The sequence below is a fragment of the Burkholderia sp. RF7-non_BP4 genome, assembly GCF_001521935.1.
GTDB classification, from domain to species: domain Bacteria; phylum Pseudomonadota; class Gammaproteobacteria; order Burkholderiales; family Burkholderiaceae; genus Burkholderia; species Burkholderia diffusa.
This window is the reverse complement of the sequence record NZ_LOTA01000035.1, coordinates 15,532-27,690: the sequence shown is the minus strand read 5'-3', so window position 1 is coordinate 27,690 and position 12,159 is coordinate 15,532. Positions and strand designations below refer to the sequence as shown.

Sequence of the window (12,159 nt, the reverse complement as noted above, 5' to 3'; positions counted from 1 at the left end):
GGAATGCCGGCGGCATTCCGCCCGGCCCGTCCGAGGCCGGGCGCTTTTTCGGAGGGCGCGGGATGTTCGGCCTCTCCGGCAACAAAAAACCCCGCAGACTCGCGTCGTGCGGGGTTCGTGCGTCAAGCGCGGAATTTGGTGGAGGCGGCGGGAATCGAACCCGCGTCCAGAAGCGCTCCACGACTAGTTCTACATGTTTAGTTCAGTCATTTGATTTAACCGCAGCGACGCGGACGAACACGCTGCACTACGGCGATTCGCTAGATTTTCGACCCTGGCGTCGCGACGCCGACAGGGCTTAACTGACGTAAATGACCTCTGGCGGTATTGCTACCGGTCTTGCGACACTAGCCCGTCAGTGAACTAGGCAGAGGACGGCGGCCGTTAGGCTGCCAGTGCGAACGTATCGTCGTTTGCAGTTACGATTTTCCCATTGATTAACGAGGTGACGGGTCCTCGACATGCCCTAGCCGCTTCACAACCCCTGTCGAAACCAGGTCGCCCCCGCGGATAAGATCGACCATTATAGCCCAACATCGCGCAGCAGTTCGCGCAGTTCCTGCGTCGTGCTGACAAGATGCTGCGCCTGCCAGTCGGCCGGCGCGACGCCGTCACCGCAATAGCCGTACGCGGCCGCGACCGTCGCCATCCCCGCCGCGCTGCCGGCCTGGATGTCGCGAAGATCGTCGCCGACGTAGACGATGCGTTCCGGCGCGAGCGTCATTTGTTCCGCCGCATGCAACAGCGGGGCCGGATGCGGTTTCGAGTGCGGCGTTGTGTCGCCCCCGACGATGCAGGCCGCGCGCGGCGCGAGGCCGAGCAAGTCGGCGAGCGGCGCGGTGAGGCGCATCGCCTTGTTCGTGACGATGCCCCAGCGCACGCCGCGCGCATCGAGTTCGTCGAGCACGTCGCCGATGCCGGGGAACAGCACCGTGTGCACGCAGATGTCGGTCGCGTAATTGGCCAGGAACTCGTCGCGCATCGCGTCGTAGCCGGGCGATTGCGGGTCGATGCCGAATGCTCCGCCGAGCAGGCCGCGCGCGCCGGCCGATGCCAGAGGCCGCAGCACGTCGAGCGACGTTTCGGGCAGGCCGCGCACGCGCTGCATCTTGTGGACTGCAGCGGCGAGATCGGGCGCCGTGTCGGCGAGCGTGCCGTCGAGGTCGAACAGCACGGCATCGCAGTGCAGCAGGCGCGGCGCGTCGAATGCAGGCCGCTCGGTCGAAAGGGGAATCGTCATGCCGGTCGGAGGGTCACGCGCCGCGGCGGCACGCGACGAGATAGTTGATATCGGTGTCGTTCGACAGCGCGAAGCGCTTGCCGATCGGGTGATAGGTAATGCCCTTGATCTCCACGATGTGCAGATCGGTCCCGCGAATGAAGCTTGCCAGTTCCGACGGGCGGATGAAGCGCGCGTAGTCGTGCGTGCCTTTCGGCAGCATCTGCGCGATGTACTCGGCGCCGATCACCGCGAACAGGTAGGACTTCAGGTTGCGGTTCAGCGTGGAGAAGAACACCCAGCCACCCGGCTTCACGAGCGTCGCGCACGCGGCGACGACGCCGGCCGGCGACGGCACGTGCTCGAGCATCTCCATGCAGGTGACGACGTCGTAAGTGCCCGGCTCGCGTTCGGCGATCGCTTCGGCGGCGATCGCCTCGTAGTCGACCGTGATGCCGCTTTCGAGGCTGTGCAGGTCGGCGACCCCGAGCGCTTCGGTCGACAGGTCGATGCCTTTCACCTGGGCACCGAGCCCGGCCATCGATTCGGACAGGATGCCGCCGCCGCAGCCGATATCGAGTGCGCGCTTGCCGGCGAGGTGCGCATGCGAATCGATCCAGCCGAGCCGGACCGGATTCAGGTCGTGCAAGGGTTTGAATTCGGCATTCGGGTCCCACCACCGATGGGCGAGGTCGCTGAATTTCTGGAGTTCGTGCGGATCGGCGTTGGTCATGTCGGCAAACGGGCTACGGAAGGAGGGCGGTGCGTCGGTACGTCAGCCCCGAGTATATAAGGGGGCGCACAACGAGGCCAGCGAGCGCCAGGACGGGCATCAAAGAAAAAGCCCCGCCGGAGCGGGGCTTTGAAGCAGTCGAAAACCGCGGCTTACTGCGCCGGAACGGTCGTCTTCTGGACTTCTTGCGTACCGACCACTTCGACTTCCACGCGGCGGTCCGGTGCGAGGCAGGCGATCAGTTGCTTGCGGTTCTTCTGGTTGCAGCCGGTCGTGACCGGGTTGCGCTTGCCCTTGCCTTCCGTGTAGATCTTGTTGGCCGGGACACCCTTGCTGACCAGGTACGACTTGACGGCTTGCGCGCGGCGCAGCGACAGACGGTCGTTGTACTTGTCCGAACCGATGCGGTCCGTGTAGCCCGTAGCGACGACCACTTCCGTGTTCATGCCCTGGATCTTCGAAGCCAGTTCGTCCAGCTTTTGCTTGCCCAGCGGCTTGAGCGTTGCCTTGTCGAAGTCGAACAGTGCGTCGGCTTGGTACGTGATCTTCTGGCTCGTGATGGCCGGAGCAACCGGAGCGACCGGCGGCTGCGGTGCCTGGGCGACCAGTGCGCCATCGCACTTCGCGTTGGCGGTGGCCGGCGTCCAGAACGCGTCACGCCAGCAGAGCTCGTTCGTGCCGTTCATCCACACCCATTCGCCCGTGCCGTTCACCCAGTTGTCGTTGACGGCTTGACGCGACGCCGGCACCGACTGTGCCGAAGCGGATGCAGCCATAACTGCGGTAGCTGCAATGAACGCGAGCTTTGAAAGTTTATTCATATTTCTCCTCTCGAAATTGAGATTACCGCAGGTTTACTGCGAGCCTGTTGACGGTGACAAGTCATACATTGCTCGAAGTATAACATTGGTGCGGCACAAAAAACGCGGCACCGCTCTGTGTAGACTTCGAGCAGCGTCTAACTTTCAGTGCGTTGGCATTTTGCCATATCGTTCCCTTCCTACGAAAAAAAATCCTCCCCACCCCAAGATCGCTTCAACTTTGTGGTGCATGCGCAACACCCGCCTGCCGTAACTTTTAGAGATTGTCAAGAGCGTGTCCGCGAAATTGCATGAAAGGCGGCAAGGGTTTACGCGCGTGCGTGACAAGGAGCCGGGCGACGCCCAAGCCTTCTGAAGGGGCGCGATCATGGCCGGTTCGGGTGCCTTTTCCATGGGCGGCGATTTTTGCTGTTTACATATAGTGGGGGTGGCGAATTGGCGGTCGATGGGCGCATGTTAGAATCTCGCGTTGCGTTGCGCATGCAGCGCCCACGCGAAAGGCGTTCGCCGTCTTCGCTCCGAAACGATACGGATACATGGATCAATTCGCCAAAGAGACCCTGCCCACCTCCCTAGAGGAGGAAATGCGCCGTTCGTATCTCGATTACGCGATGAGCGTGATCGTCGGACGTGCCCTTCCGGATGTCCGCGATGGCCTGAAGCCCGTGCACCGGCGCGTACTGTTCGCGATGCACGAACTGAACAACGACTGGAACCGCGCGTACAAGAAATCGGCGCGTATCGTCGGTGACGTGATCGGTAAGTATCACCCTCACGGCGATACCGCGGTGTACGACACGATCGTGCGGATGGCGCAGGACTTCTCGCTGCGCTACATGCTGATCGACGGACAGGGCAACTTCGGCTCGATCGACGGCGACAATGCCGCGGCGATGCGTTACACCGAAATTCGCATGGCGAAGATCGGTCACGAACTGCTCGCCGACATCGACAAGGAAACGGTCGACTTCGAGCCGAACTACGACGGCAACGAGATGCAGCCGGCGGTCCTGCCGTCGCGCATCCCGAACCTGCTGATCAACGGCTCGTCGGGTATCGCGGTCGGCATGGCGACCAACATCCCGCCGCACAACCTGAACGAAGTCGTCGACGCGTGCCAGCACCTGCTGAACAACCCGGAAGCGACGATCGACGAGCTGATCGAGATCATCCCGGCGCCGGACTTCCCGACGGCCGGCATCATCTACGGTGTCGCCGGCGTGCGCGACGGCTATCGCACCGGGCGCGGCCGCGTCGTGATGCGTGCGGCCACGCACTTCGAGGAGATCGACCGCGGCCAGCGGATGGCGATCATCGTCGACGAGCTGCCGTACCAGGTGAACAAGCGCTCGCTGCTCGAGCGCATCGCCGAGCTCGTCAACGAGAAGAAGCTCGAGGGCATCTCCGACATCCGCGACGAGTCCGACAAGAGCGGCATGCGCGTCGTGATCGAACTGAAGCGCGGCGAAGTGCCCGAAGTGGTGCTGAACAACCTGTACAAGGCGACGCAGCTGCAGGACACGTTCGGCATGAACATGGTCGCGCTGGTCGACGGTCAGCCGAAGCTGCTGAACCTGAAGGAAATCCTGCAGTGCTTCCTGTCGCATCGACGCGAAGTGCTGACGCGCCGCACGATCTACGAACTGCGCAAGGCGCGCGAGCGCGGCCACGTGCTCGAAGGTCTCGCGGTCGCGCTCGCGAACATCGACGAGTTCATCGCGATCATCAAGGCAGCGCCGACGCCGCCGATCGCGAAGCAGGAGCTGATGGCGAAGCCGTGGGATTCGTCGCTCGTGCGCGAGATGCTGACGCGCGCCGAGACCGAGAATGCGGCGGCGGGCGGCCGCTCCGCGTACCGTCCGGAAGGCCTGAACCCGGCGTTCGGGATGCAGACCGACGGGCTGTACCGTCTGTCCGACACGCAGGCGCAGGAAATCCTGCAGATGCGTCTGCAGCGCCTGACCGGTCTCGAGCAGGACAAGATCATCGGCGAGTACCGCGAAGTGATGGCGCAAATCGCCGACCTGCTGGACATCCTCGCGCGCCCCGAGCGGATCACGACGATGATCGGCGAGGAGCTGACGACGGTGAAGGCCGAATTCGGCGACGCACGCCGCTCGAAGATCGAGCTGAACGCGACCGAATTGAATACCGAAGACCTGATCACGCCGCAGGACATGGTCGTCACGATGTCGCACGCGGGCTACGTGAAGTCGCAGCCGCTGTCCGAGTATCGCGCGCAGAAGCGCGGCGGCCGCGGCAAGCAGGCGACGCAGATGAAGGAAGACGACTGGATCGAGACGCTGTTCATCGCGAACACCCACGACTACATCCTGTGCTTCTCGAACCGCGGCCGCGTGTACTGGGTCAAGGTCTATGAAGTGCCGCAGGGTTCGCGCAACTCGCGCGGCCGTCCGATCGTCAACATGTTCCCGCTGCAGGACGGCGAGAAGATCAACGTCGTGCTGCCGGTCAAGGAATTCTCGGCCGACAAGTTCGTGTTCATGGCGACGTCGCTCGGCACCGTGAAGAAGACGCCGCTCGAGGCATTCAGCCGCCCGATGAAGAAGGGCATCATCGCGGTCGGTCTCGACGAGGGCGACTTCCTGATCGGTGCATCGATCACCGACGGCGCGCACGACGTGATGCTGTTCTCGGACGCCGGCAAGGCCGTGCGCTTCGACGAGAACGACGTGCGCCCGATGGGCCGGGAAGCGCGCGGCGTGCGTGGCATGCAGCTCGAGGACGGGCAGCAGGTCATCGCGCTGCTGGTTGCCGGCAGCGAGGAGCAGACCGTGCTCACCGCGACCGAGAACGGCTACGGCAAGCGCACGCCGATCACCGAGTACACGCGTCACGGCCGCGGCACGAAGGGGATGATCGCGATCCAGACGTCGGAGCGCAACGGCAAGGTCGTCGCCGCCACGCTCGTCGACGCCGAGGATCAGATCATGCTGATCACGACTGCCGGCGTGTTGATTCGTACCCGCGTGTCCGAGATTCGCGAGATGGGACGTGCCACGCAAGGTGTTACACTCATCAGTCTCGATGAGGGTACCAAGCTCTCCGGCCTGCAGCAGATCGCAGAAGCCGAAGAGGGCGATGGCGAGGCCGACGAGGCGTCGGACGGCGAAGCCTGAAGAACGGATGAGACTCGAGCCGCCGCGCGCGCCAGGCGCCGCGGTCGGCGAGCAACCATTCATATTTCCAAAAGGGAGTGATGATGCAAAAGCAATTCAAGCAACTGGTTCTGCTGGCTGCACTGGTGCCGACGTTCGCGATGGCGCAAGCGCTGTCGAATTCCGCACCGGCTGCGACCGCGGCAGCTGCGCCGATCGACGCCGACAAGAAGGCTGCGATCAAGGATCTGCTCGACGCGATCGACGCGCCGAAGCTCGTGTCGGCTATCGGCAACAGCGCCGAGATGCAGGCAAAGCAGCTCGTGCCGGCGATCCTGTCGGACGCGCTGTCGGAAAACAAGACGCTGAACGACAAGCAAAAGCAAGCCGCCGTGCCGACGCTGCAGAAGAACGCGGTGCCGAAGCTGGTTGACGGCGCGGGCAAGGTGTTCGGCACGCAACAGTTCCAGAGCGACGCGATGTCGGCTCAGTACGACGCCTACGCGAAGTACTACAGCACGTCGGAGATCAAGGATCTGACGACGTTCTACAAGAGCCCGACGGGCCGCAAGTTCATCCAGGTTCAGGATCAGGTCGGCCGCGACGTGGTCAACGGCCTGATGCAGAAGTACATGCCGCAAGCGATCCAGGCAACGCGCGCACAGGCTGACAAGGAAGTCGCGGCAGTCAAGCCGGGCAAGTAAGCCGTCCGGGCACGCCGCCCGGCCGTTCGGCCGGGTTTGGCGGGAGCCTGATGACAGTGCGATAATGGCCGTTTGCGCGCGAGCGCAAGCGGCCATTCTTTTTCTGGCGCGGTTCTTTCTGCCGGCGGCAAGCCGGTCGCGTCCCTCCCGAGGTTTTCACGATGCGCGTCTTTAATTTCTCCGCCGGTCCTGCGGCGCTCCCCGAGGAAGTGCTGCGGCAGGCCGCCGACGAAATGCTCGACTGGCACGGCAGCGGCATGAGTGTGATGGAGATGAGCCATCGCGGCAAGGAATTCATGTCGATCCACGAGGCAGCGCTGACCGACCTGCGCGAACTGCTCGATGTGCCGGCCAGCCATCGGATCCTGTTCCTGCAGGGCGGCGGCATTGCCGAGAATGCGATCGTGCCGATGAACCTGCTCGGTTCGCGCAAGACCGCCGACTTCGTCGTGACGGGCTCGTGGTCGCAGAAGTCGTTCAACGAAGCGAAGAAATACGGCACGCCGCATCTGGCCGCATCCGGCAAGACGGCCGACGGTTTCACGCGCGCACCCGCCCGCGCCGAATGGCAGCTGTCGGACGATCCGGCCTACGTGCATCTGTGCACGAACGAGACGATCGACGGCGTCGAGACGTTCGAGATTCCCGACCTCGGCGACGTGCCGCTCGTCGCGGACGTGTCGTCGCACATCCTGTCCCGTCCGATGGACGTCGCGAAGTACGGCGTGCTGTTCGGCGGCGCGCAGAAGAACATCGGGATGGCCGGCGTGACGGTCGTGATCGTTCGCGAGGACCTGCTCGATCGCGCGCTGTCGATCTGCCCGTCCGCATTCGAATGGAAGACTGTCGCCGCGAACAACTCGCTGTACAACACGCCGCCCACGTATGCGATCTACATCGCGGGCCTCGTGTTCCAGTGGCTGAAGCGGCAGGGCGGCCTCGAGGCGATCGAGGCGCGCAATATCGAGAAGGCGAAGCTGCTCTACGACACGATCGATGCGAGCAGCTTCTATCTGAACAAGGTCGAGCCGGCGGTGCGTTCGCGTATGAACGTGCCCTTTTTCCTGGCCGACGAAACGCGCAACGAAGACTTCCTTGCCGGCGCAAAGGCGCGCGGGCTGCTGCAGCTGAAGGGCCACAAGTCCGTCGGCGGCATGCGGGCGTCGATCTACAACGCGGTGCCGCTCGAGGGCGTGAAGGCGCTCGTCGAGTACATGAAGGACTTCGAACAGCGCGGCGCCTGAGCGCGCGCTGTTCAAACAGCACGGCAACTACGCATGGACGACGAACTGAATTCCCGCCTGAAACCGCTGCGCGACCGCATCGACGCGATCGACGCGCAGCTGATCGCGCTCCTCAACCAGCGCGCCGCGGTGGCGCTCGAGGTGGGCGAGGTCAAGAAGCACTTCAACGCGCCGGTGTTCCGGCCGGAGCGTGAGCTGCAGGTGATCGCGCGCCTGCAGGACATGAGCGCGGGGCCGCTCGCGAGCGAACACATCAGCGCTATTTGGCGCGAGATCATGGCCGCGAGCCGCGCGCTCGAACAGACGATCCACGTCGCGTTCCTCGGGCCGGTCGGCACATATAGCGAACAGGCGATGTTCGAGTATTTCGGCCAGTCCATCGAAGGGCTGCCGTGTCCGTCGATCGACGAGGTATTCCGCTCGGTCGAGGCGGGCGCGTCCGCATTCGGCATCGCGCCGGTCGAGAACTCGACCGAAGGCGCGGTGTCGCGCACGCTCGACCTGCTGCTGCAGACGCAGTTGCTGATCAGCGGCGAACTCGCGCTGCCGATCCATCACAACCTGCTCACGCAGAGCGGCACGCTCGACGGCGTGACGCGTGTCTGCGCGCATGCGCAGGCGCTCGCGCAATGCCAGCAGTGGCTTTCCGCGAACGCGCCGCAGCTCGAGCGGCAAGCGGTGTCGAGCAATGCGGAGGCCGCGCGTCTCGCGGCGGCGGACCCGAGCGTCGCGGCGATCGCTGGCGACCGCGCGGCCGCGCACTACGGCCTGCAGATCGCGTTCTCGCTGATTCAGGACGATCCGCACAATCGCACGCGCTTCGTGATCGTCGGCAAGCAGCCGGCCGGGCAGAGCGGTCACGACCAGACGTCGCTGATCGTGTCGGTGAAAAACGAGCCGGGCGCGGTGTTCAAGCTGCTCGAGCCGCTCGCGCGGCACGGTGTGTCGATGACGCGCTTCGAGTCGCGTCCGGCGCGGGTCGGCACGTGGGAGTATTACTTCTACATCGACATCGAAGGGCACCGGGATGAACCAGCCGTGGCCGCTGCGCTCGCGGAGCTCGGCCAGAAGGCCGCGTTCCTGAAGATACTCGGTTCGTATCCGCGCGCGCGCTGACGCGTAGCGGCCCGTCGCCAGCACCGAGCAGGCGGCGCGGCGAAGCGGGCAGGGCAGGCCGGGCGGCGCTGCCCAAGGCGGGTTCGGGCGGTATCCGGTGCAGGTCGCGCCGGGTGCGGGCCCGTTGCCCGGAATCTGGACTTCCGTGCGCGGGGCGTCGTTCCGCGCGCGTCACTTGGCTCTTGTCGTGTCAGGCTTTGCATTCAACAAACTTGTCATCTTCGGCGTCGGCCTGATCGGCGGATCGCTGGCGCGCGCCCTGCGCGAGCGCGCACCGGGCGGCGCGGGCGAAGTTGTCGGCGTCGGTCGTTCGCGTGCGTCGGTCGAGCGCGCCCTCGCGCTCGGCGTGATCGATCGCGCAGCGGCGCTCGACGACGATGCGCAGCTGCGCGACGCGCTCGCCGGCGCCGATCTCGTGTTGCTGGCCGCGCCGGTCGCGCAAACGGGCCCGCTGCTCGCGCGCATCGCGCCGTGGCTCGACGCTGCGACGATCGTCACCGACGCTGGCAGCACCAAGTCCGACGTCGTCACGGCGGCACGCGATGTGCTCGGTGCGCGGATCGCGCAATTCGTGCCGGGCCATCCGATCGCCGGGCGCGAATCGAGCGGCGTCGAGGCCGCGCTGCCGGATCTGTACGTCGGTCGCAACGTCGTGCTGTGTCCGCTGCCGGAGAATGCGCCCGAAGCGGTCGCACGGATCGATGCGATGTGGCGGGCGACCGGCGCCGACGTGCGCACGATGAGCACGGCGCAGCACGATCGCGTGTTTGCGTCGATCAGTCATCTGCCTCATGTGCTGTCGTTCGCGCTCGTCGAGCAGATACTCGGCGAGGCGGATGCCGAACTGAAATTCTCGTACGCGGCGGGCGGCTTCCGCGACTTCACGCGGATCGCGGCGTCGAGCCCGGAAATGTGGCGCGACGTGTGTGTCGCGAATCGCGCGGCGCTGCTCGATGAGCTCGACGGCTACACGCGCGTGCTCGCCCGGCTGCGTGCGGCGATCGACGCCGGCGATGGCGCTGCGCTCGAAGCCGTGTTCACGCGCTCGCGCGCTGCACGCAAGGCATGGCAGGAACGTGGCGCGCAGCCCGCTGCCGAACCGGTCAAGAAATAACAGGAAACAGGACGATTCCCATGGACTATCTCGATCTCGGCCCGTATTCCAGCGCATCGGGCACCGTGCGCCTGCCCGGCTCGAAAAGCATCTCGAACCGCGTGCTGCTGCTCGCGGCGCTTGCCGAAGGCGATACGACGATCACCAACCTGCTGGATTCCGACGACACGCGCGTGATGCTCGACGCGCTCGGCAAGCTCGGTGTGAAGCTCGCGCGCGAGGGTGACACCTGTGTCGTCACCGGCACGCGCGGCGCGTTCACCGCGAAGACCGCCGATCTGTTCCTCGGCAACGCGGGCACCGCGGTGCGACCGTTGACGGCGGCGCTCGCGGTCAACGGCGGCGACTATCGCGTGCACGGCGTGCCGCGCATGCACGAGCGGCCGATCGGCGACCTCGTCGACGGCCTGCGGCAGATCGGCGCGCAGATCGACTACGAGCAAAACGAAGGCTTTCCGCCGCTGCGGATCAAACCTGCGGCGATCACGGTCGACGCACCGATCCGCGTGCGCGGCGACGTGTCGAGCCAGTTCCTCACCGCGCTGCTGATGACGCTGCCGCTCGTGAAGGCGAAGGACGGCAGGATCGTCGTCGAAGTCGATGGCGAATTGATCTCGAAGCCGTACATCGACATCACGATCCGGCTGATGGCCCGCTTCGGCGTGACCGTCGAGCGCGACGGCTGGCAGCGCTTCGTCGTGCCGGCCGGCGTCCGCTACCGTTCGCCGGGGCGCATCATGGTCGAGGGCGATGCGTCGTCGGCCTCGTACTTCCTCGCGGCCGGCGCGCTCGGCGGCGGCCCGCTGCGCGTCGAGGGCGTGGGGCGCGCGAGCATCCAGGGCGACGTCGGCTTCGCGAATGCGCTGATGCAGATGGGCGCGAACGTATCGATGGGCGACGACTGGATCGAGGTGCGCGGCATCGGTCATGACCACGGCAAGCTCGAGCCGATCGACATGGATTTCAACCTGATTCCCGACGCGGCGATGACCATCGCGGTCGCGGCGCTGTTCGCGAGCGGCACGAGCACGCTGCGCAACATCGCGAGCTGGCGCGTGAAGGAAACCGACCGCATCGCCGCGATGGCGACCGAACTGCGCAAGGTCGGCGCGATCGTCGAGGAAGGCCCCGACTATCTGGTCGTCACGCCGCCGCAACGGCTCACGCCGAATGCAGCGATCGACACGTACGACGATCACCGGATGGCGATGTGCTTCTCGCTCGTCAGCCTGGGCGGCGTGCCCGTGCGCATCAACGATCCGAAGTGCGTCGGCAAGACGTTCCCCGACTATTTCGACCGCTTCGCCGCGCTCGCCAAAGCCTGACCCGACAGTTCCGATGAAATCGACCCGACCCTTTCACCCGACCCCCGTCATCACGATCGACGGTCCGACTGCTTCCGGCAAGGGGACCGTCGCGGCGCTCGTCGCCGCGCATCTGGGCTTCCACCTGCTCGACAGCGGCGCGCTGTACCGTCTTGCGGCGCTCGCGAGCGTGCGCTACGGCATCGCGGCGGAGGATATCGATGCGCTCGTGAAGCTGATCGACGATCTTCACATCACGTTCCGCGAGGGCTGCGCGCAGCTCGACGGCGTCGACGTGTCGAACGACATCCGCGCCGAAGCGGTTGGCAACCGCGCGTCGGCGATTGCCGTGCACGGGCCGGTGCGTACCGCGCTCGTCGCGCGCCAGCGCGCGTTTCGCAAGACGCCGGGCCTCGTCGCCGACGGCCGCGACATGGGCACCGTGATCTTCCCGGACGCCGTGCTGAAGGTGTTCCTGACGGCCAGCGCGGAGGCGCGCGCGGCCAGACGGCATAAGCAATTGATGCAAAAAGGTTTTTCTGCTAATATAGATAACTTGCTCCAGGATCTTCGTGAACGTGACGCGCGCGACAGCAATCGCGCGGCCGCGCCGCTGAAGCCTGCGGCAGATGCCAAGCTGCTCGATACGTCGGCGCTTTCGGTCGATGAAGCAGTTGACCAGGTGCTGCAGTGGTATCGGGCGCTCGGTCAGCCGGCCTGAGAAGGCGGGCAGCAGTAGGTGCCTCGCGCGAGAAGCGCGGAGCGTGTTTCGAACCCTTAACCCC

General features: G+C 65.2%; 10 protein-coding genes and 1 other RNA gene. 7 read left to right on the top strand and 4 right to left on the bottom strand.

What is annotated here, in order from left to right; translation table 11 throughout:
- Window positions 1-136: 136 nt before the first annotated feature.
- From ssrA to ompA, 4 genes are all read right to left on the bottom strand, one after another.
- Window positions 137-506: a transfer-messenger RNA gene (gene ssrA / locus WS49_RS15490) on the bottom strand.
- Window positions 507-523: 17 nt separating this feature from the next.
- Window positions 524-1,240 (bottom strand): phosphoglycolate phosphatase, encoded by a 717-nt coding sequence (gene gph, locus WS49_RS15485; protein ID WP_059530027.1) that lies wholly within the window; start codon window positions 1,238-1,240, stop codon window positions 524-526.
- Between the two features lie 13 nt (window positions 1,241-1,253).
- Window positions 1,254-1,952, bottom strand: a complete 699-nt coding sequence (gene ubiG, locus WS49_RS15480; RefSeq protein WP_059530025.1) for a bifunctional 2-polyprenyl-6-hydroxyphenol methylase/3-demethylubiquinol 3-O-methyltransferase UbiG — start codon at window positions 1,950-1,952, stop codon at window positions 1,254-1,256.
- A gap of 152 nt (window positions 1,953-2,104) precedes the next feature.
- Complete coding sequence (ompA, locus tag WS49_RS15475; RefSeq protein WP_006400736.1) at window positions 2,105-2,773, bottom strand: outer membrane protein OmpA; 669 nt, start codon at window positions 2,771-2,773, stop codon at window positions 2,105-2,107.
- A gap of 536 nt (window positions 2,774-3,309) precedes the next feature.
- Between ompA and gyrA the strand changes: the two genes are divergently transcribed.
- The 7 genes from gyrA (at window position 3,310) to cmk (ending at window position 12,095) form a co-directional block, all read left to right on the top strand.
- Complete coding sequence (gyrA, locus tag WS49_RS15470) at window positions 3,310-5,913, top strand: DNA gyrase subunit A (RefSeq protein ID WP_059530022.1); 2,604 nt, start codon at window positions 3,310-3,312, stop codon at window positions 5,911-5,913.
- A gap of 83 nt (window positions 5,914-5,996) precedes the next feature.
- The gene (locus WS49_RS15465; RefSeq protein WP_059448245.1) at window positions 5,997-6,596 is read left to right on the top strand and encodes a DUF2059 domain-containing protein; all 600 of its coding nucleotides are present in this window, start codon (window positions 5,997-5,999) and stop codon (window positions 6,594-6,596) included.
- Window positions 6,597-6,757: 161 nt separating this feature from the next.
- Window positions 6,758-7,840: a 3-phosphoserine/phosphohydroxythreonine transaminase gene (serC, locus tag WS49_RS15460; protein WP_059530019.1), complete on the top strand. Its 1,083-nt coding sequence runs from the start codon at window positions 6,758-6,760 to the stop codon at window positions 7,838-7,840.
- Window positions 7,841-7,873: 33 nt separating this feature from the next.
- A complete protein-coding gene (gene pheA / locus WS49_RS15455; protein ID WP_059530016.1) occupies window positions 7,874-8,956 on the top strand; it encodes a prephenate dehydratase in 1,083 nt (360 codons plus the stop codon).
- A 187-nt stretch (window positions 8,957-9,143) separates the two neighbouring features.
- Complete coding sequence (locus WS49_RS15450; RefSeq protein WP_059530013.1) at window positions 9,144-10,070, top strand: prephenate dehydrogenase/arogenate dehydrogenase family protein; 927 nt, start codon at window positions 9,144-9,146, stop codon at window positions 10,068-10,070.
- Between the two features lie 20 nt (window positions 10,071-10,090).
- The gene (gene aroA / locus WS49_RS15445; RefSeq protein ID WP_059530011.1) at window positions 10,091-11,395 is read left to right on the top strand and encodes a 3-phosphoshikimate 1-carboxyvinyltransferase; all 1,305 of its coding nucleotides are present in this window, start codon (window positions 10,091-10,093) and stop codon (window positions 11,393-11,395) included.
- Between the two features lie 13 nt (window positions 11,396-11,408).
- Window positions 11,409-12,095: a (d)CMP kinase gene (gene cmk, locus WS49_RS15440; protein WP_059530008.1), complete on the top strand. Its 687-nt coding sequence runs from the start codon at window positions 11,409-11,411 to the stop codon at window positions 12,093-12,095.
- Window positions 12,096-12,159: the final 64 nt, after the last annotated feature.